General features: G+C 55.4%; 14 protein-coding genes. 2 read left to right on the top strand and 12 right to left on the bottom strand.

Translation table 11 applies throughout. The features are described 5' to 3' along the window. Nucleotides 1-13: 13 nt before the first annotated feature. From eno to rlmD, 5 genes are all read right to left on the bottom strand, one after another. A complete protein-coding gene (eno, locus tag LH22_RS06775; protein ID WP_034823037.1) occupies nucleotides 14-1,309 on the bottom strand; it encodes a phosphopyruvate hydratase in 1,296 nt (431 codons plus the stop codon). A 77-nt stretch (nucleotides 1,310-1,386) separates the two neighbouring features. After that, on the bottom strand, nucleotides 1,387-3,024 hold the full coding sequence (gene pyrG, locus LH22_RS06770) for a glutamine hydrolyzing CTP synthase (protein ID WP_034823046.1): 1,638 nt from the start codon (nucleotides 3,022-3,024) through the stop codon (nucleotides 1,387-1,389). A gap of 249 nt (nucleotides 3,025-3,273) precedes the next feature. Then, a complete protein-coding gene (mazG, locus tag LH22_RS06765; protein ID WP_038645144.1) occupies nucleotides 3,274-4,065 on the bottom strand; it encodes a nucleoside triphosphate pyrophosphohydrolase in 792 nt (263 codons plus the stop codon). A 176-nt stretch (nucleotides 4,066-4,241) separates the two neighbouring features. Further along, nucleotides 4,242-6,476: a GTP diphosphokinase gene (relA, locus tag LH22_RS06760; protein ID WP_034823050.1), complete on the bottom strand. Its 2,235-nt coding sequence runs from the start codon at nucleotides 6,474-6,476 to the stop codon at nucleotides 4,242-4,244. A 32-nt stretch (nucleotides 6,477-6,508) separates the two neighbouring features. Continuing rightward, nucleotides 6,509-7,825 (bottom strand): 23S rRNA (uracil(1939)-C(5))-methyltransferase RlmD, encoded by a 1,317-nt coding sequence (gene rlmD, locus LH22_RS06755; protein WP_038645141.1) that lies wholly within the window; start codon nucleotides 7,823-7,825, stop codon nucleotides 6,509-6,511. A gap of 91 nt (nucleotides 7,826-7,916) precedes the next feature. Here rlmD and barA point away from each other — a divergent pair, with 91 nt between their 5' ends. Further along, nucleotides 7,917-10,646, top strand: a complete 2,730-nt coding sequence (barA, locus tag LH22_RS06750; RefSeq protein ID WP_038645139.1) for a two-component sensor histidine kinase BarA — start codon at nucleotides 7,917-7,919, stop codon at nucleotides 10,644-10,646. A gap of 196 nt (nucleotides 10,647-10,842) precedes the next feature. On the opposite strand, the gene LH22_RS06745 is transcribed toward barA, so the two are convergent. The 6 genes from LH22_RS06745 to LH22_RS06720 form a co-directional block, all read right to left on the bottom strand. Beyond that, complete coding sequence (locus LH22_RS06745; RefSeq protein WP_038645137.1) at nucleotides 10,843-11,982, bottom strand: glycerate kinase; 1,140 nt, start codon at nucleotides 11,980-11,982, stop codon at nucleotides 10,843-10,845. Between the two features lie 85 nt (nucleotides 11,983-12,067). Beyond that, nucleotides 12,068-12,952, bottom strand: a complete 885-nt coding sequence (gene garR, locus LH22_RS06740; RefSeq protein WP_034823058.1) for a 2-hydroxy-3-oxopropionate reductase — start codon at nucleotides 12,950-12,952, stop codon at nucleotides 12,068-12,070. 19 nt (nucleotides 12,953-12,971) lie between these two features. Beyond that, entirely contained in the window at nucleotides 12,972-13,739 is a 768-nt protein-coding gene (garL, locus tag LH22_RS06735; RefSeq protein ID WP_038645135.1) for a 2-dehydro-3-deoxyglucarate aldolase, read from the bottom strand. A gap of 52 nt (nucleotides 13,740-13,791) precedes the next feature. Continuing rightward, nucleotides 13,792-15,123: a glucarate dehydratase gene (gudD, locus tag LH22_RS06730; protein ID WP_038645133.1), complete on the bottom strand. Its 1,332-nt coding sequence runs from the start codon at nucleotides 15,121-15,123 to the stop codon at nucleotides 13,792-13,794. Between the two features lie 10 nt (nucleotides 15,124-15,133). Next, on the bottom strand, nucleotides 15,134-16,480 hold the full coding sequence (locus LH22_RS06725) for an enolase C-terminal domain-like protein (protein WP_038645131.1): 1,347 nt from the start codon (nucleotides 16,478-16,480) through the stop codon (nucleotides 15,134-15,136). Between the two features lie 9 nt (nucleotides 16,481-16,489). Continuing rightward, complete coding sequence (locus LH22_RS06720; RefSeq protein ID WP_038645129.1) at nucleotides 16,490-17,836, bottom strand: MFS transporter; 1,347 nt, start codon at nucleotides 17,834-17,836, stop codon at nucleotides 16,490-16,492. A gap of 506 nt (nucleotides 17,837-18,342) precedes the next feature. Between LH22_RS06720 and garD the strand changes: the two genes are divergently transcribed. After that, complete coding sequence (garD, locus tag LH22_RS06715; RefSeq protein ID WP_038645127.1) at nucleotides 18,343-19,902, top strand: galactarate dehydratase; 1,560 nt, start codon at nucleotides 18,343-18,345, stop codon at nucleotides 19,900-19,902. 126 nt (nucleotides 19,903-20,028) lie between these two features. Here the strand turns inward: garD and LH22_RS06710 are convergent, their stop codons facing one another. Beyond that, nucleotides 20,029-20,475, bottom strand: a complete 447-nt coding sequence (locus LH22_RS06710) for a flavodoxin (protein WP_038645126.1) — start codon at nucleotides 20,473-20,475, stop codon at nucleotides 20,029-20,031. Nucleotides 20,476-20,482: the final 7 nt, after the last annotated feature.

The following is a 20,482-nucleotide window of genomic DNA, read 5'->3' as shown; positions in this document are numbered from 1 at the left end:
CATCAACAGACCCTTACTGGCCTTTAACTTCTTTCAGACCGTTGAACGGGGCTTTGTCGCCCAGCGCTTCTTCGATACGAATCAGTTGGTTGTACTTAGCAACACGGTCAGAACGGCTCATAGAACCGGTTTTGATCTGGCCTGCTGCAGTACCGACCGCCAGGTCAGCGATGGTCGCATCTTCAGTTTCACCTGAACGGTGTGAAATCACCGCGGTGTAACCTGCATCTTTTGCCATCTTGATTGCAGCCAGCGTTTCGGTCAGAGAACCGATCTGGTTGAATTTGATCAGGATGGAGTTAGCGATGCCTTTATCGATACCTTCTTTCAGAATTTTGGTGTTGGTCACGAACAGGTCGTCACCTACCAGCTGAATTTTGTCGCCCAGTACTTTGGTCTGGTAAGCGAAGCCCGCCCAGTCAGACTCGTCCAAACCGTCTTCGATAGACACGATTGGGTACTGTTTGGTCAGGTCTTCCAGGAAGTGAGTGAACTCTTCAGAGGTGAAAGCTTTGTTGCCTTCGCCAGCCAGCACATATTTGCCGTCTTTGTAGAATTCAGACGCTGCACAGTCCATCGCCAGGGTGATGTCTTTGCCCAACTCGTAGCCTGCTGCTTTTACCGCTTCAGCGATAACAGCCAGCGCTTCGGCGTTAGAACCCAGGTTAGGCGCGTAGCCACCTTCGTCACCGACCGCAGTGCTCATGCCTTTAGCTTTCAGCACTTTTGCCAGGTTGTGGAAAACTTCAGAACCCATACGGATGGCTTCTTTCACGTTTTTCGCGCCAACAGGCTGAATCATGAATTCCTGGATATCAACGTTGTTATCCGCGTGCTCACCACCGTTGATGATGTTCATCATAGGCAGTGGCATAGAGAATTTGCCTGGGGTGCCGTTCAGTTCAGCGATGTGCGCGTACAGTGGCAGGCCTTTAGAAGCCGCAGCCGCTTTAGCTGCAGCCAGCGAAACCGCCAGAATGGCGTTAGCGCCGAAGTTGGATTTGTTCTCAGTACCGTCCAGCTCGATCATGATCTTATCGATGTTCGCCTGGTCTTTGGCATCTTTACCGGTTACCGCAGCAGCGATAGGACCGTTAACAGCGGCAACCGCTTTGGTCACGCCTTTGCCCAGGAAACGAGATTTGTCACCGTCACGCAGCTCCAGTGCTTCGCGAGAACCGGTTGAAGCACCTGATGGCGCAGCAGCCAGACCAACGAAACCGCCTTCCAGATGCACTTCTGCTTCTACAGTCGGGTTGCCACGGGAGTCGATGATTTCGCGACCGATGACTTTTACGATTTTGGACATTCGATTTTCCTCAGTACAAGTTAGTCAATCCTAAGACAAACAACGCGCGAAAAGTTCGCGCGCTGTTCGTTAAACTCTTACTTCGCTAACCGCTTCTGGTGCTCCTGCGCGGCTTTAACAAAGCCAGCGAACAGCGGATGACCATCACGCGGGGTCGACGTGAATTCCGGGTGGAACTGACAAGCTACAAACCACGGATGGTTCGGGAGTTCGATGATCTCCACCAGCTGGTCGTCGCCGGAACGGCCCGCAATATGCAGACCCGCCGCTTCAATCGGCTTCAACAGCAGATTGTTCACTTCATAACGATGACGGTGACGTTCAGTAATCACGTCAGAACCGTATAGCTGGCGCACTTTACTTTCCGGCGTCAACTGGCACTGCTGGCTACCCAGACGCATGGTGCCGCCCAGATCGCTCTGCTCAGTACGTTGCTCAACGTTGCCTTCTTCATCACGCCATTCAGTGATCAGCGCGACCACTGGGTACTTACAGTCTGGCACAAATTCCGTTGAGTTGGCGTCTGCCATCCCGGCCACGTTGCGTGCGAATTCCATCAGCGCAACCTGCATACCCAGGCAGATACCGAGGTAAGGGATGTTGTTCTCACGCGCGTATTGCGCAGTGAGCATTTTGCCTTCCACACCACGGTAGCCGAAGCCACCCGGGATCAGGATAGCATCCAGATCTTTCAGAATTTCGACACCGCGTGATTCTACATCCTGCGAGTCGATCAACTTAATGTTCACGGTCACACGATTTTTCAGGCCACCGTGCTTCAGTGCTTCAATCACTGATTTGTAAGCATCAGGCAGCTCGACATACTTGCCGACCATACCGATGGTCACTTCGCCGCCCGGATTGGCTTCTTCATAGATAACCTGTTCCCATTCGGCCAGGTTCGCTTCCGGAGCGCTCAGATTGAAACGCTTACAGATATAGTCATCCAGACCCTGTGATTTCAACAGGCCAGGAATCTTGTAGATGGAATCCACATCTTTCAGGGAAATAACCGCTTTCTCGGGCACGTTACAGAACAGGGCTATCTTCGCACGTTCGTTGGCCGGCACAGCACGGTCAGAACGGCAGATCAGCACATCAGGCTGGATACCGATCGACAGCAGCTCTTTCACTGAATGCTGGGTTGGCTTGGTTTTCACTTCGCCTGCAGCGGCCATATACGGCACCAAAGTCAGGTGCATATACATGGTGTGTTCACGGCCCACATCAACGGCCATCTGGCGAATCGCTTCGAGGAACGGCAGGGATTCGATATCGCCTACGGTACCGCCGATTTCCACCAGCACGACATCATGACCTTCGCCGCCTTCAATAATGCGTTCTTTGATGGCGTTGGTGATGTGTGGGATGACCTGAATCGTGGCACCCAGATAGTCACCGCGACGCTCTTTGCGCAGCACTTCTGAGTAGATACGACCGGTCGTAAAGTTGTTGCGGCGCGACATTTTGGTACGGATGAAGCGCTCGTAGTGACCCAAGTCCAGATCGGTTTCGGCCCCATCATCGGTAACAAACACTTCACCGTGCTGCGTTGGGCTCATGGTACCCGGATCGACGTTAATGTACGGATCGAGTTTCATGATGGTCACATTCAGACCACGTGCTTCAAGGATGGCTGCGAGGGAGGCTGCGGCAATGCCTTTGCCCAGAGAGGATACGACCCCGCCGGTCACAAAAATATAATTCGTTGTCATGCTGAACCTGAGAGTTTAGGTTTAAAGACGGTGGAATAACCAAGACGGGAAAATAGTATACCCGAAGTCGTCCTCAGCCACAATTGATGAATCACATCACCCCCCCGCATTGCAGCCGATAACATAGCGAATAGGCGAGGGTGAAATGTTGATGTGCGTCACAAAGTTGCCGCTTGGCTGAATCGAGTAAGCTCAAGCGGACAATTTATGCGCAATGCAGGAATAATCGACGATTTAAAGAATAACCGCTTAGTCTTTGTTCTCACTGCATTTCACCTGCTGCCAGGCGGCTTCCATTTGATCCAGGGTCGCATCCTGCATCGCCAGTCCCTGCCCGCTGATGATGGATTCAACCTGACGGAAGCGACGCTCAAATTTATCATTGGCTTTTTGTAAGGCGATTTCGGCCTTGCTGCCCAAATGACGAGAAAGGTTGACGGTGGCAAACAGCAAATCGCCAATCTCCTCTTCCAGCTTGTCATTGTCGACCACCGCCTGCTGCGCTTCGTGCATCACTTCATCGATTTCTTCATGCACTTTATCGAGCACTGGCCCCAGGTTGTTCCAGTCGAATCCCACCGTGCTACAGCGCTTCTGGATTTTGTGAGCACGCATCAGTGCAGGCAGGGCTTTTGGAATGTCATCCAGCACAGAATGCTGTGACTTCTCTGCGCGCTCGCTGTGTTTGATCGCTTCCCAGTTTTTCAGCACTTCCTGTGTGGTTTCAGCCTGCACATCACCAAAAATATGCGGATGACGGCGCTCCAGCTTGTCGCTGATGGCGTTGCAGATGTCATCGAAATTGAAACGGTGCTGCTCATCGGCCATCTGCGCATAAAACACCACCTGAAACAGCAGGTCGCCCAGTTCACCGCGCAGGTCATCAAAGTCCTCGCGCTGAATCGCGTCGATCACTTCGTAGGTCTCTTCCAGCGTGTAAGGGGCGATGGAGGCGAAGGTCTGCTGACGATCCCACGGGCAGCCACGTTCCGGGTCGCGCAAGGTTTGCATGATGGTGAGCAGACGATTCAGGGCGGTCATGGGGAAATCCTTAGGGGTTAAAAATGGAAAAGGTCGCCAAAATGGCGACCCTGAGGCGCACCGAAATCAGGTCGACACGTCATTGATGGCCATACCCTGCACCCAAAACAACGAAGACGTGCCATTTCGGGCGTACAGTAAATGCCAGGCAGCCCTTTCATGGCGGCCTGGCCACATCAGTTCAGACGGCGTGCGTCGATGATATCCGGCACCTGGTTAAGACGCGCCAGCACGCGACCCAGCACCTGCTGGTTGTAGATTTCGATATCCATATCAATGGTTGCCAGCTGCTTTTTGGTGTCGCTGCGGCTGGAAACACCCAGCACGTTAACCTTCTCATTCGCCAGAATGGTGGTGATATCGCGCAATAACCCGCTGCGATCGTTGGCGGTGACGCGTACCACCAGCGAATAGCCGCTCGAGTAATCTTCGCCCCACACCGCATCGACAATACGCTCAGGCGCATGGGAGATCAGTTCGCTGAGCTGGTCACAGTCGGCACGGTGAATGGAAATTCCGCGCCCCTGAGTGATAAAGCCCACAATATCGTCACCCGGAATCGGCTGGCAGCAGCGCGCAATGTGGTGCAGCAGATTGCCCACACCTTCCACCACCACGCGCCCACTCTCTCTGCGCGCAGAGGAAGGCTGATGTGATTTTTGCGTCAGCTGGCGCAGCGCTTCACGATCTTCCTCTTCCGCACTCGGCTTGTTGAGCTTGGCCTGCAGGAAGTTGACCATCTGATTGAGGCGAATATCGCCGCCGCCAATCATCGCCAGTAGCTCATCCTGCGAGCTGACGTTATAACGCGGCAGCAGAATTTTTTCTGCATCGCGGAAACTGATATCCAGCTGGCTCAACTCGCTTTCAAGAATCTGGCGGCCGGCCAGAATGTTCTTGTCGCGATCCTGTTTGCGGAACCAGGCGTGAATCTTCGAACGGCCACGGCTGGTGGTGATATAGCCGAGGTTCGGGTTCAGCCAGTCGCGGCTCGGGTTAGGCTGCTTCTGGGTAATGACCTCAATCTGATCGCCCATCTGCAACTGATAGGTGAACGGCACGATACGGCCGCTGATCTTGGCACCAATGCAGCGATGGCCGATATCACTGTGAATATGATAAGCGAAGTCCAGCGGTGTTGAACCGGATGGCAGATCGACCACATCGCCTTTCGGGGTAAACACGTACACCCGATCGTCAAAGACCTGGCTGCGCACCTCTTCCAGCATCTCGCCGGAATCCGCCATCTCTTCCTGCCAGGTAATCAGCTTACGCAGCCACGCAATGCGTTCTTCGTGCCCTGCCGCACCGCGCGCGTTGCTGGAAGTCGGGCCTTCTTTGTACTTCCAGTGCGCGGCCACGCCCAACTCCGCATCTTCATGCATCTGGCGAGTACGAATCTGGATCTCTACCGTCTTGCCCTGCGGACCGAGCACCACCGTGTGAATGGATTGATAACCGTTGGGTTTTGGATTGGCAACGTAGTCGTCGAACTCGCTGGGAAGATGGCGATACAGCGTGTGCACGGTGCCCAGGGCGCCATAGCAATCCTGCAAACGTTCCGCCACGATGCGCACCGCGCGCACATCGAACAGCTCATCAAACGCCAGCGACTTCTTCTGCATCTTGCGCCAGATGCTGTAGATATGTTTCGGGCGGCCATAGACTTCAGCACGCACGCCCTCCTTCTGCATCTCTGCACGTAAGTTACTCACGAAGTTATCAATGTAACCTTCGCGGTCAATACGGCGCTCATGCAGCAGTTTGGCGATGCGTTTGTACTCATCGGGGTGCAGATAGCGGAAGCAGTAATCTTCCAGCTCCCATTTGAGCTGACCGATACCCAGACGATTGGCTAACGGCGCATAGATGTTGGTGCTCTCTTTGGCAGCGAGCACACGTTCGTCTTCAGGTGCATCCTTCATTTCACGCAGGTGGGCGATACGCTCGGCCAGCTTGATGACCACGCAGCGGAAATCTTCCACCATCGCCAGCAGCATGCGGCGCACGTTATCCACCTGCTCGGAGGCCATCGAATCATTGTGGATGGCTTTCAGCTGGCGGATCGCGTCCATATCGCGCACGCCGTGTACCAGCGAGACAATGCCTTTGCCGAACGACTTTTCCAGCTCTTCTTCACTGACCACATCCGCGTTGGCCAGCGGGAACAGTAAGGCCGCACGCAGGCTATCGTTGTCCATACTGAGCATGGTGAGTATTTCCACCATCTCAATACCGCGCCACAGCAGCAGAGCCTGATCTGGATGGTTGTGCGTTTCGGTTTCACAGTAGCGCCAGGTATCCGCCAATCGCTGACAGGATTGCGGATTATTGATATTTAAACTGGCGATCCACTGGTCGAGGGCAAATTCCCCTTCCGTATTCAAATGCGCACTTCTAACCGCAACCATATCCTCTCCTGCCATAACGACGAAAACGCCGTTTATGCTTTGCTAAACAGCACCATGGACTCGAGATGACTGGTATGAGGGAACATATCCAGCATCGCGACCCTTTCCAAATGGTAGCCCGCCGACAGTAATGCCTGACTGTCGCGCGCAAGTGTTGTTGGGTTACAGGAAACATAGACCACGCGTTGTGGCGCAAGTTTAACGATATGCGACATCACACCCGCGGCCCCAGCACGTGCTGGATCCAGTAACACCTTGTTAAATCCCTGCGCTGCCCACGGCTGGTGGGCAACGTCTTCTTCCAGGTTGTGCTGGAAAAAGCGGACATTTTTAAGATTATTCAACTCAGCATTATACGCTGCCTGATGGACTAAAGCTGCAACACCCTCCACACCCACAGCATTTTGTACGAACTTTCCTACAGGCAAAGTGAAATTACCCATACCGCAAAACAGATCCAGCACCCGATCTTCGGGCTGTAAATCGAGCCATTCAATGGCTTTTGCCACCATCTGCTGATTCACGCCATCATTCACCTGAATGAAATCCTGCGGGCTGAAAGTCAGTTTCAAATCAAACGATTGGTAGAACGGTGCATAATCCCCCAGCGGCTGCAAAGTGTCGCCGCCGTCGGCCAGATAGAGCATCAGCTGATGCTCATGCGAAAAGCGTTCCAGTTTTGCACGATCGCCCGCGGACAATGCATCAAGATGACGCAGCACCATCACCGGGCCATTGTCCGCCAGCACTAACTCGACATGGCCCAGTCGCCGTGCGGCCTGCAGGGTGCTGAGGCAGTGGTGCAATGGCTGGAGTAACGCCTCAAGCTCGGGCACCAAAATGGGGCATTGGCTTAGCGCCACTAAATCATTGGTTGCTGCCTGGCGGAAACCCATCAGCAAACGTTGCTGTTTAGGCTGCCATTGCAGTCCCAGGCGAGCGCGGCGGCGGTAGCCCCAGGTGTTGCCACGGATGATCTCATTTACCTGCACCGGCAAAGGCGCATCCCGACTCAGCATTCGGCTCAGCGCACGTGCTTTACTCTCCTCCTGTAACGCGATCGCGGCATGCTGTTGCTGGCAGCCACCGCAGACACCAAAGTGCACGCAGCGCGGTTTTTCCCGCTGTGCGCTCGGCTGAGTAATCTTTTTGGCTTTGGCCCGCGAGAACTGACGTTTATCTTCCACGACCATGACTTCGGCCTGTTCACCCGGCAGTGCGCCGCTGACAAACATCGCTTTGCCATTATGGCGCGCAACACCTTGTCCAAAGGGGTCAAGGTCTTCGATAGTGACGGTAATACGCTGCTTTGTCGCCACACGCTGTTTTGCGGAGTAAAATTGCGCCATAGTGTTGTGAATTCTCTAAATTAATGGGGTGTGCCATCGCAAGCGGATTGTGCACAGGGATATCAATGCCAGGAGTTGCCAGGCCACAATTATGACCAAATATAGCCTGCGGGCGCGAATGATGATTTTGATACTGGCGCCAACGTTAATGATTGGTCTGCTGCTCAGTACCTTCTTCGTGGTGCATCGTTATAACGAATTACAACATCAGGTGCGCGATGCCGGATCGAACATTATTGAACCGCTGGCTGTCTCCAGCGAATACGGCATGACCTGGCACAATCGTGATGCGATTCGCGAGCTGGTCAGCCTGCTGCATCGTCGTCATTCCGATATTGTCCGTGCCATTACCATTTTCGACAACAACAATCACATCTACGTCACCTCGAACAACAACCAAAACCTCGCGTTATTGCAAAAAGAAGACATCTCGACGCTGGAAGATGGTGTATCGGTGGAGCGCCACGGCAATTTGATGGTGCTGCGAACCCCGATTATCTCCGAACGCTATTCCGTAGACGAACTGCCCGGTGAAGATGCCAAACCCGCGGGGAATCCGTTGGGGTATGTGGCCATTGAACTCGATCTGCAATCGGTGCGGCTGGAGCAGTACAAAGAGGTGTTTGTGGCCACTTTGCTCTTACTGTTTTGTTTGTGCATCGCCATGCTGTTTGCCTATCGTCTGATGCGCGACGTCACCGGGCCGATTCGGAACATGGTTTCCACCGTGGACCGCATCCGTCGCGGCCAACTCGACAGCCGCGTTGATGGCTACATGCTGGGCGAACTGAGCATTCTGAAAAACGGCATCAATGCCATGGCGATGTCGCTCACTGCCTATCACGAAGAGATGCAGCAGAATATCGATCAGGCCACCTACGATCTGCGTGAAACCCTGGAACAGCTGGAGATTCAAAACGTCGAGCTGGATTTAGCGAAGAAGCGCGCGCAGGAAGCGGCGCGTATCAAATCCGAATTCCTCGCCAATATGTCGCATGAATTACGAACACCGCTCAACGGAGTGATTGGCTTTACCCGTCAGATGCTGAAAACCGGACTGAGCACCAACCAGCGCGATTATATGAGCACTATTGAGCGCTCGGCCAATAACCTGCTGAGCATCATCAACGATGTGCTGGATTTCTCGAAACTCGAAGCCGGCAAGCTGGTGCTGGAATCGATCCCCTTCCCGCTCCGCGCCACGCTGGATGAAACCCTGGTGCTGCTGGCACCTTCAGCACATGACAAAGGGCTGGAGATCACCGTTTGTCTGGAAAAACAGGTGCCGGATAATGTGATTGGCGACCCGCTGCGTTTACAGCAGATCATGATTAACCTGATTGGTAATGCCATTAAGTTTACTGAGCAGGGGCACATCGATTTGCGTGTTGAGCTGCGTAGCCTGAGCACCACGCGCGTTGAACTGGAAATTCAGGTACACGACACCGGCATTGGCATTTCTGAGCAGCAACAGTCACAGCTGTTCCAGGCGTTCCGTCAGGCCGATGCGAGTATTTCCCGCCGCCACGGCGGCACCGGTTTGGGTCTGGTGATCACGCAAAAACTGGTGTCGGAGATGGGCGGAGAGATTGCATTCCACAGCCGTCAGAACCAGGGATCCACTTTCTGGGTGCACGTTCATCTCGATCTCAATCCCAACGCGCCGCCCATCCCGCGCATGCTGGAAGATCTGCGCGCCATCCCGTTAGCCTATATCGAACCCCATGCCGCGGTGGCGAAAGCGGTACAGGAGATGCTCAGCATCACGCCGCTGCAGGTTCAGCATTTCACTTCACTGGAAGCGCTGCCGGATACCCGCTTCCCGCTGTTGTTGATGGGATTGCCGGTGAACGATCCTCACCCCGCCACGCTGCCGGATGCGTTAATTCAGCGGCTGCGCGCGCATGCCGATTCGGTACTGCTGGCGCTGCCCAGCGAGATGATGCTGTTCGCCGACGATTTGCGCGCACGTGGCATCGCCGGCTGCATCGCCAAACCCGTCTCACTGACGCGCTTGTTGCCGATGCTGCTGGATTTACACAGTTTGCACAACGATGCCTTACCGCACAGTACCCGCCAGCCGCTGACGGTGATGGCGGTGGATGACAATCCTGCCAATCTGAAATTAATTGGTGCGCTGCTGGAGGAGCAGGTTCAGCACATCATTCTGTGCGACAACGCGGAACAGGCCATCCGCCAGGCGCGGTTACACAAGCTGGATGTGATTTTAATGGATATCCAGATGCCGGATATTGACGGCATTCGCGCCAGTGAAATCATTCGCAGCCTGCCGCTACATGCGAATACCCCGATTGTCGCGGTCACTGCACATGCACTGGATGGCGAGCGCCAGCAGCTGATTGGTGCCGGGATGAATGATTATCTGGCGAAGCCGATTGACGAAGGCAAACTGAGCCAGCTGCTGCAGCGTTATGCCCCGAACCCCACGGCGGCACCCACACCGCTGCCAGATGTTGCGCCGTCGCTCGACTGGGCGCTGGCACTGCGTCAGGCCGCCAATAAACCAGATCTGGCGCGCGATCTGCTGCAGATGCTGCTGGATTTCCTGCCGGAAGTGGAGGCGCGCGTGGAGAGTTCCATGGCCAGTAATGATGTTAATGGCCTGCGCGAGATCATCCACAAACTGCACGGCAGCGCCAGCTACAGCGGCGTGCCCAGACTGAAACAGCTGTGTCAGCAGCTGGAGAAGAGTCTGCATCAGGAGAGTGATATCGAAGCGCTGGAGCCGGAATTGTTGGAATTGAGTGATGAGATGGCGAACGTGGCGCGTGAGGCCAGGAAAGTGTTGGGCGTGGGATAAGGGAACGTTTCATGCCCTCTGCCACTCACAAAAGAGAGTTAATCGAGCCAGGTTAAAGAATGACTCGTCGCCTCCATCATCGCAACCAACAGTCCCCCTCACCCGATAACGGGAGAGGGTTAGGATGAGAGGGGCGCGCCTGTAAGGCCAGCCCCACATTGTTCACTGCCACGACATTGCGCGCGATCAGCCGCATCTATAAGGCCTGCCCCACCTTGATCGTTGCCGCCACATTGCGCGCGGTCAGTCGCACATTTTGCGCCGCATTGGCTAATGCATCCTCCAGCGAGCCAATGCTGAACAGCACACTGAAAACCGCATCCAGCCCGTGCTGGTGCACCACGCCAACATCTGCGGTTAAACTGCCCGCAATGCCAATTACCGGCTTGTTAAACTGCTTCGCCACCTTCGCCACACCAATCGGCACTTTGCCGTTAATCGTCTGGCTATCAATGCGCCCTTCGCCGGTAATCACCAGATCGGCATCTTGCACCTGATCCGCTAACCCAAGGGCTTCCGTGACGATCTCAATACCGCGACGCAGCTCGGCCTGGCAAAACGCATGCAGTGCCGCGCCCATGCCCCCCGCCGCACCGCCGCCCGCAATGTGCAGCACATTGATGTCTAAATCGCGATGGATAATCTCAGCGTAATGCGCCAGCGCGTTATCCAGTTGCTGCACCAGTTCCGGCGTGGCTCCTTTTTGTGGACCAAAGATCGCCGAGGCACCCTCTTCACCGGTCAAAGGATTAGTGACATCGCAGGCCACTTCTATGCGGCACTGCTGAATACGTTGATCCAGCTGATCGATTTCAATCCGCGCCAGCTGCGGCAGTGCGCCGCCACCAAAGGCAATCTCATTGCCCTGCTGATCCAGCAAGCGAGCGCCCAGCGCCTGCATCATGCCGGATCCCCCATCGTTAGTGGCGCTGCCGCCAATGCCAATAATGATGTGGTCAACACCGCGATCGAGCGCATTTTTGATCAGCTCGCCGGTGCCATAAGAGTTGGTGATCAGCGGGTCACGCTGCGCGGCCGGCACCAGTTCCAGACCGCTGGCTGCCGCCATTTCGATAAATGCGCTGCGTTCATCACCGGATAATCCGTAAAAAGCCTCAACCGGCGCGCCGAGCGGTCCGGTCACGGTTAATCTGACAATACTTCCTTGCGTCGCCGCCACCATGGCTTCTACCGTGCCTTCACCACCGTCGGCGACCGGTATTTTCACGTATTCGGCGTCGGGAAAAATCTCGCTAAATCCCGCTTCAATCGCCGCAGCCACTTCCAGGGCAGACAAACTCTCTTTATATGAATCCGGTGCGATGACAATTTTCATAGGCAATCCGAGCGCGATGGGTGACGGAATTCCGTCCTGCTAAAGCAGTGAGCAGTCCGGCATCCGCAGACACCGGACAGGCAAACTACCGGGTGATCTCGACCTGAGCTAATTTTTCATAATAGCAAGCCAGCGCACTATGGTCAGAAGTGCCCTTACCGTCGACTTTCAGTGCCTGCATCATTTCCATCACCGCAGCCGTCAGCGGCAGATGCGCGCCAATGCCGTGTGAAGTGTCCAGCGCATTCGCCAAATCCTTGATGTGCAGATCGATGCGGAAGCCCGGCTTGAAGTTACGATCCAGCACCATTGGCGCTTTGGCATCAAGTACCGTGCTGCCTGCCAGCCCACCACGAATCGCCTGATAGACCAGTTCTGGGTTTACACCGGCTTTGGTTGCCAGCGACAGCGCTTCGGACATCGCCGCGATGTTCAGCGCCACAATCACCTGGTTCGCCAGCTTGGTCACGTTGCCTGCACCGATATCACCGGTGTGCACCACGGAACCCGCCATGGCTTTCATGATGTCGTAGCATTGGTCGAATACCGCTTTATCGCCACCGACCATCACGGACAGCGTGCCCTCAATCGCTTTCGGCTCGCCACCACTGACCGGCGCATCCAGCATCTTGATGCCTTTTTCTGCCAGCGCATCGTGCACTTCACGGCTGGCCAGTGGCGCAATCGAACTCATGTCGATCACAATCAGGCCAGGCTTCGCGCCTTCGATAATCCCGTTGGCGCCGAGGCAAACCTCTTTCACCTGCGGTGAGTTCGGCACCATGGTGATCACCACATCAACCTGTTCGGCGACCTCTTTTGGCGTTTTCGCCACGGTGGCGCCCAGTTCCACCAGTTCAGCTTCGTTGCTAACGTTGTGGTCACGCACCACCAGCGAATAACCGGCTTTCACCAGGTTTTTACTCATCGGTTTGCCCATAATACCGAGGCCGATAAATCCAATTTTCATTGCCTTTCCCCTTCGTCAGTTATTTCTTAAATTTGTCGCACAGCGCCTGCGTGGCGTTGCGGAAAACACCCAGATCGCTGCCCACAGCAACGAAGGTGGCACCCCATTCCAGATAACGACGTGCGTCAGCTTCCACCGGCGCCAGAATGCCGCTGGGTTTACCTGCTGCTTTGGCACGTTCAAAAATGTGTTTAATCACTTTCAACACTTCAGGATGCGCAGGCTGGCCGAGATAGCCGAGTGCGGCAGACAAGTCACCCGGGCCGACAAAAATGCCATCCACGCCGTCAACGGCAGCGATCGCGTCGATGTTATCCACGGCCTGCTGAGTTTCGATTTGCACCAACACGGTGATGTTGTCATTGATGGTGGCGTTGTAATCCGGCAGCGTGCCGTACATGTTGCTGCGATGCGAAACCGACACGCCGCGAATGCCCGCTGGCGGATAGCGCGTTGACGCTACGGCGCGAATCGCCTCTTCTTCGGTCTCCACAAACGGCACCAGGAAGTTATAGAAACCAATATCCAGCAGGCGTTTGATGATAATCGGCTCATTGCACGGCGGACGCACTACCGGCGCACTGTGGCTGCCCTTCAGCGCCATCAACTGCGGGATAAAGGTGGTGATGTCGTTTGGCGCGTGCTCGCCATCCAGCACCAGCCAGTCAAAGCCCGCCAGGCCCAGAACTTCGGTGGAAATCGGGCTAGCAAGCGCGCACCAGCTACCAATCAGGGTTTCCCCTGCCAGTAAACGGCGACGAAAAGTGTTCGGCCAGGCATTGCTCATTGTGATTACTCCAGTCGGTTACAACAGGCGCCCGCACGGAGCGCCGGAAACATTAGCGCACCAGGCACGGACGCTTGTTATCGAAAGTCCAGTTCGGCACGAGGTACTGCATCGCTTGCGCATCATCACGCGCGCCCAAACCGTGTTTCTGATACAGCGCGTTGGCCTGCATCACCTGATCCATATCCAGCTCGACGCCGAGACCGGGTTTCTGCGGCACCTGTACCATGCCGCCTTTGATTTGGAACGGCTCTTTGGTCAGGCGCTGGTTGCCCTCCTGCCAAATCCAGTGGGTATCGATGGCGGTAATGGCGCCTGGCGCAGCAGCGGCTACGTGGGTGAACATCGCCAGCGAAATATCGAAATGGTTGTTGGAGTGCGAACCCCAGGTCAGGCCGAAGTCGTGGCACATCTGCGCCACGCGCACCGAACCTTGCATGGTCCAGAAATGCGGGTCGGCCAGCGGGATATCCACCGATTGCAGCGACAGCGTGTGGCCCATTTGACGCCAGTCGGTGGCAATCATGTTGGTGGCCGTTGGCAAGCCAGTCGCGCGACGGAATTCCGCCATCACTTCACGCCCGGAATAGCCCTGCTCAGCGCCACACGGATCCTCCGCATACGCCAGCACGCCTTTAAGTTGTTTACCGAGCAGAATCGCCTCATTCAGCGACCAGGCACCGTTAGGGTCGAGCGTCACACGCGCCTGCGGGAAGCGTTTCGCCAGAGCAGTGACGGCTTCGGCTTCTTCGCCACCGCGCAGCACGCCGCCTTTGAGTTTGAAATCGTTGAAGCCATATTTTTCATAGGCGGCTTCGGCAAGACGCACTACGGTATCTGGCGTCAATGCCTCTTCATGACGCAGACGATACCAGTCGCATTTCTCATCTTCCTGGCTCTGATAAGGCAGCGAGGTTTTCTTACGATCGCCGACGTAGAACAGGTAACCCAGCATCTCCACGCGATCGCGTTGCTGCCCATCTCCCAGCAGTGACGCAACGTTGACGCCCAGATGCTGACCCAGCAGATCCAGCAACGCCGCTTCAATGCCGGTCACCACATGGATGGTGGTACGCAGGTCAAACGTCTGGTTACCACGGCCACTCGAATCGCGATCCGCAAAGGTGCTGCGTACCAGATTGAGGATGTTCTTGTACTCGCCTACGGTTTTTTGCACCACCAGCGCCGCAGCATCTTCCAGCGTCTGACGAATCTTTTCGCCGCCCGGAATCTCCCCGACGCCGGCATGGCCTGAGTTATCTTTGATGATGACGATGTTGCGGGTGAAGAACGGCGAGTGTGCGCCGCTCAGATTGAGCAACATGCTGTCGTGACCGGCCACCGGAATGACTTGCAACGATGTAATTTTCGGGGTCTGACTCATTTCCTGCTCCTTATGCATGACGGCGACCGAAGGCCGGGCGCTTGCGGTCGAATGACCAACCGGGAACCAGATACTGCATCGCGGTGGCGTCATTACGTGCGCCCGCTGGCAGTGATTTATAGAGGGCATTGGCCTGATGCAGACGATCCCAATCCAGCTCAACGCCGAGGCCGGGCTTATCCGGCACCGCGATTTTGCCGTTGCGGATTTGCAGCGGCTCTTTAGTGAGGCGCTGATCGCCTTCCTGCCAAATCCAGTGGGTATCGATAGCTGTCGGTTTGCCCGGTGCGGCAGCGCCAACGTGGGTAAACATCGCCAGCGAAATGTCGAAGTGGTTGTTGGAGTGGCAACCCCAGGTTAAGCCCCAGTCGTCGCACAGTTGCGCCACGCGCACCGCACCGCTCAGCGTCCAGAAGTGCGGATCGGCCAGCGGGATATCCACCGAATTGAGCATCACCGCGTGATTCATCTCGCGCCAGTTGGTGGCGATCATATTGGTGGCGACCGGCAATCCAGTGGCGCGTCGGAACTCCGCCATCACTTCACGGCCGGAATAACCCTGTTCGGCACCGCACGGATCTTCGGCGTAGGTCAGCACATCACCCATGCCTTTGCACAAGCCAATCGCTTCATCCAGCGTCCAGGCACCATTGGGATCGACAGTGATGCGTGCATCCGGGAAGCGTTTTTTCAGTGCGGCCGCGGATTCAATCTCCTGCTCACCCGGCAATACGCCGCCCTTCAGTTTGAAATCTTTGAATCCATATTTGTCCTGCGCCGCTTCGGCTAAACGCACCACCGCTTCCGGCGTTAAGGCTTCCTGATGGCGCAGGTGATACCAGTCATGGCTGGCACCTTCGCCGGTCAGGTACGGTAAATCGGTTTTGCGACGATCGCCGAGATAGAACAGATAACCGAGTACCGTGACCTCATCGCGCTGCTGTCCCGGCCCGAGCAGTTCTGCCACCGGCACGCCCAGACATTGGCCCAGTAAATCCAGCAGTGCGGCTTCCAGCGCCGCCACCGCGTTGACGCGCAGTTCGAAGGTCCAGGCCCCTTTGCCGAAGGTATCGAAATCCGCCGACTGATTGCCTTTGTGCACCTGCTGCACCAGGCGGTTCATGCGCGCCACCTGCTGGCCTTTGACCTGTGGAATCGCCTCTACCAGGGTTTGGTAAATGGTTTCGCCACCCGGCGCTTCACCGACGCCGGTATGACCATCACTGTCGGTCAATACCACGATGTTGCGGGTGAAGCAGGCGCTGTGCGCTCCACCAATGTTCAGCAACATGCTGTCGTAACCGGCAACCGGAATCACCTGCATATCGGTGATCACCGGGCTACTTTGCGTATTCATAGTTCGTCCTTATGCTCGGTGTTTCAGTTCAATACGTTTGATATCACCCGTAATGAACAGGAAGCTAAACGCAGCAACAAAGGCGTGGATGCCGACATAAATCAGCGCACCTTCGAAAGAACCGGAAGCGGCGATGATGTAGCCGATAGCAATGGGCGTGACGATGCCGGAGAAGTTGCCGAACATGTTGAACAAGCCACCGCTCAATCCACTGATCTCTTTCGGTGCGGTATCTGCCATCACCGCCCAGCCCAGCGCACCGATGCCCTTGCCGAAGAACGCCAATGCCATAAACAGCACCACCACCCATTCGGTTTCGGTGTAGTTACACATCACCATGCTGATGGAGAGCAGCATGCCGACCACAATTGGCGTCTTACGCGCAATATTCAGCGAACCGGTTTTGCGCATCAGGTAATCGGAAATCACGCCACCTAACACACCACCGAGGAAGCCACAGATAGCGGGAATCGAGGCGATCATGCCTGCTTTCAGAATCGACATGCCGCGCGCTTGTACCAGATACACCGGGAACCAGGTAATGAAGAAGTAGGTCAGTGCGTTAACGCAATATTGTCCGAGATAGATACCCCACATCATGCGAGTCGAGAGCAGCTGTTTGATTTGATACCACTTCTCATCCCAGCTCACTTTGCGGTCGGCTTTTTTGGCATCCATATTGATCAGCGCGCCGCCCTGTTCCATATACTCCAGCTCAGCCTTATTCACGCCCGGATGGTTGTTCGGATCGTGCATGAACTTCAGCCAGACGAAGCTGAGGATGATGCCCAGACCGCCCATAAACCAGAACACGTGCGCCCAGCCCACTTCCGCCACCAGCCAGCCCATGATCGGGGCGAAAATCACCGTAGCGAAATACTGTGCCGAGTTGAAAATTGCGACGGCGGTACCGCGCTCTTGTGCCGGGAACCAGGCTGCCACAATGCGGCTGTTACCCGGGAAGGAAGGTGCCTCCGCCAGGCCAACCAGAAAGCGCAGCAGGAACAGTGAGATCACGATGCCGAAACCACTGAACAGGTCTACGAACCCCTGCAGCAGAGTAAACAGCGACCAGAGGAAAATACTCCAAAAGTAAACGCGTTTAGATCCAAAGCGGTCGAGCAGCCAGCCGCCAGGAATCTGACCGATGACATACGCCCATGAGAAGGCGGAGAAGATATATCCCAGACCGACCGAATCGAGGCCGATATCTTTAGACATCGCGGAACCGGCAATCGAAATGGTCGCACGGTCACCGTAGTTGAATGAAGTGACGATAAATAACATCACCACAATCCAGTAACGGGCGTTGGTGCGTTTTTGCACCGCTTCCGCTGTCTGGCTGAAACTATTCATGATGCACTCCTGAAATATAGCGAACGCTACATCCACTCTGACTGCATACACATCGCGTTGGGTATCAGAATGATGTCGGGTTAAACACGGCGATTGTTGTTATGGCAAAACGATGATGCGTCGTGACGAATAACCAAACGTTGAAGAACGAGAATCAGTATAGGAACAGCCCCACCACGAGGCATTGGAAGAAAGCATGATGATGAGCATTGATTCATGCTGTTTTTATGGCAATTGCACATATCCCTGCGGCGTAGCTCACGGAACCTGATTTTTCACCCATGAATTGATTAAGAAGCAGCCAGCTAAACTGCGCTTTGTGAGTCCGTTCACTTGTATTTGGATAAACGAACCAAACTCCGCGATTAAAACCACCAAAAGCCAGTCAGTTGCACAATGCGCTGGCCAATACCCCTGCATATACTGAGGCTGGCAAAAAATGATGACGTGATAGAAGCATTTACAACGCGCTGCCATGCACAGCGCGACGCACTGGAAGGTGAGCAATGAACCGACCGCTAACAGAGAAACCGCTTTATATAAAAGTACACGATGCCGACAACGTGGCGATCGTGGTCAACAATCAGGGATTGCCGGCTGGCACCCGCTTTGAAGATGGCCTGCAGCTGACGGAACATGTCCCGCAGGGACATAAAGTGGCGCTGGTGGATATTCCTGAAAACGGCGTCATCCTGCGCTACGGCGAAGTGATTGGCACCGCCTTGCGCCCGATTGCGCAAGGGAGCTGGATTGAAGAATCTCTGGTGGCGCTACCCGAAGCGCCTCCGCTCAACAGTTTGCCACTGGCGAACAATGTGCCCCCCGCTCTGCCACCGCTCGAAGGTTACACCTTTGAGGGTTATCGCAACGCCGATGGCAGCGTCGGAACGCGCAATCTGCTCGGTATCACCACCAGCGTGCACTGTGTGGCTGGCGTAGTGGATTACGTGGTGCAAATGATCGAGCGCGATCTGCTGCCACGCTATCCCAACGTGGATGGCGTAGTGGCACTCAATCATCTTTATGGCTGTGGTGTAGCGATTAATGCGCCCGCTGCGGTGGTGCCGATCCGCACTATCCATAACCTCGCGCTGAACCCCAATTTTGGGGGGGAAGTGATGATTGTCAGTCTCGGCTGCGAGAAATTACAGCCGGAGCGTCTGCTGACCGGCACGCCGGATGTGCAGGCCATCTCGCTGGATGATCATGACATTGTGCGTTTGCAGGATGAACGGCATGTCGGTTTCGGCGCGATGGTCGATGAAATTCTGCAGGTCGCCGAACGCCATTTGAAGAAGCTTAATCAGCGCCAGCGCGAAATCTGCCCGGCATCAGAACTGGTGATTGGCACGCAGTGCGGCGGCAGCGATGCGTTTTCCGGCGTGACGGCCAATCCGGCAGTCGGTTTTGCCTCGGATTTGCTGGTGCGCTGCGGTGCCACCGTGATGTTTTCTGAGGTCACCGAGGTGCGTGATGCAATACATCTGCTGACGCCGCGCGTGGTCGATGAAAATGTGGGTAAACGTCTGCTGGAAGAGATGGCGTGGTATGACGATTATCTCAGCCAGGGCCAAACCGACCGCAGCGCCAATCCCTCGCCGGGTAATAAGAAAGGCGGCCTGGCGAACGTGGTGGAGAAAGCGCTGGGATCGATTGCCAAATCAGGACGCAGTCCGATTGTAGAAGTGCTGTCACCCGGACAGCGCCCGACTCAACGCGGTTTAATCTACGCGGCGACACCAGCCAGTGATTTTGTCTGCGGCACCCAGCAGATGGCGTCAGGTATTACCTTGCAGGTGTTTACTACTGGACGCGGCACACCCTACGGTTTGGCTGCGATTCCGGTGATTAAAATGGCGACGCGCAATGCCCTGGCTGAGCGCTGGCACGATCTGATGGATATCAATGCGGGCACTATTGCTACCGGCGAGGAGAGTATTGAGCAGGTGGGCTGGCGGTTGTTTGAGTTGATTCTGGATATCGCCAGTGGTCGCAAACAAACCTGGTCCGATCGCTGGGGCATTCGCAATCAGCTGGCGGTGTTTAATCCGGCACCGGTGACCTGAGGGTCATCTGCCCCTCTTCCAACATCGGAGAGGGGAACACTCTGAGGGGCCTGAAAAATCATCACCTCATTTTCAGGCTCTTTAGATTGCCTATGGTCGCTTGCAAGAACCAAAGCGAAGGCAGAATTACAGCAGTTTACCCCAGCTCTCGACCCACGGCGTGGTCACTGACTCAGGTTCTGGATCTTCAGTGGCATCCACCAGCAACACATCACCGATGCGTTTGGCGCTTTGTTCCTGCAAGGTGGCATCAAAAGTTTTGCCCGCGCCGCAGAAGTTTTCATAGCTGCTGTCACCCAGCGCAATCACGCCGTAGCGCAACGCTGGCTGATACCCCACTTCATCGCGTACCTGCACATACAAGCGGGCAATATTGTCCGGGAAGTCGCCCTGTCCAGTGGTGGAGGTGACAATCAGAATGACCTCCTGGCTGTAAGCCTGCCAATCCGCCAGTGAGGCATCCTCAAAAACTTTAACTTCGTGGCCCTGCTCTTCCAGTACCGGCTGCGCTTCTTCCGCCACCAGCAATGCATTGCCGTAAACCGTACCTGTAAAAATGCCAATCTTTGCCATCTTGCCG

This window comes from Pantoea rwandensis (assembly GCF_000759475.1).
Taxonomy (GTDB): domain Bacteria; phylum Pseudomonadota; class Gammaproteobacteria; order Enterobacterales; family Enterobacteriaceae; genus Pantoea; species Pantoea rwandensis_B.
This window is presented reverse-complemented; position numbering and strand designations above follow the sequence as displayed.

Coding starts and splice junctions, on each gene's coding strand:
- garD (WP_038645127.1), top strand. CDS start 18,343: ATGAACCGACCGCTAACAGAGAAACCGCTTTATATAAAAGTACACGAT.
- barA (WP_038645139.1), top strand. CDS start 7,917: ATGACCAAATATAGCCTGCGGGCGCGAATGATGATTTTGATACTGGCG.
- relA (WP_034823050.1), bottom strand. CDS start 6,476: ATGGTTGCGGTTAGAAGTGCGCATTTGAATACGGAAGGGGAATTTGCC.
- LH22_RS06720 (WP_038645129.1), bottom strand. CDS start 17,836: ATGAATAGTTTCAGCCAGACAGCGGAAGCGGTGCAAAAACGCACCAAC.
- eno (WP_034823037.1), bottom strand. CDS start 1,309: ATGTCCAAAATCGTAAAAGTCATCGGTCGCGAAATCATCGACTCCCGT.
- mazG (WP_038645144.1), bottom strand. CDS start 4,065: ATGACCGCCCTGAATCGTCTGCTCACCATCATGCAAACCTTGCGCGAC.
- pyrG (WP_034823046.1), bottom strand. CDS start 3,024: ATGACAACGAATTATATTTTTGTGACCGGCGGGGTCGTATCCTCTCTG.
- LH22_RS06745 (WP_038645137.1), bottom strand. CDS start 11,982: ATGAAAATTGTCATCGCACCGGATTCATATAAAGAGAGTTTGTCTGCC.
- rlmD (WP_038645141.1), bottom strand. CDS start 7,825: ATGGCGCAATTTTACTCCGCAAAACAGCGTGTGGCGACAAAGCAGCGT.
- gudD (WP_038645133.1), bottom strand. CDS start 15,123: ATGAGTCAGACCCCGAAAATTACATCGTTGCAAGTCATTCCGGTGGCC.
- LH22_RS06725 (WP_038645131.1), bottom strand. CDS start 16,480: ATGAATACGCAAAGTAGCCCGGTGATCACCGATATGCAGGTGATTCCG.
- LH22_RS06710 (WP_038645126.1), bottom strand. CDS start 20,475: ATGGCAAAGATTGGCATTTTTACAGGTACGGTTTACGGCAATGCATTG.
- garR (WP_034823058.1), bottom strand. CDS start 12,952: ATGAAAATTGGATTTATCGGCCTCGGTATTATGGGCAAACCGATGAGT.
- garL (WP_038645135.1), bottom strand. CDS start 13,739: ATGAGCAATGCCTGGCCGAACACTTTTCGTCGCCGTTTACTGGCAGGG.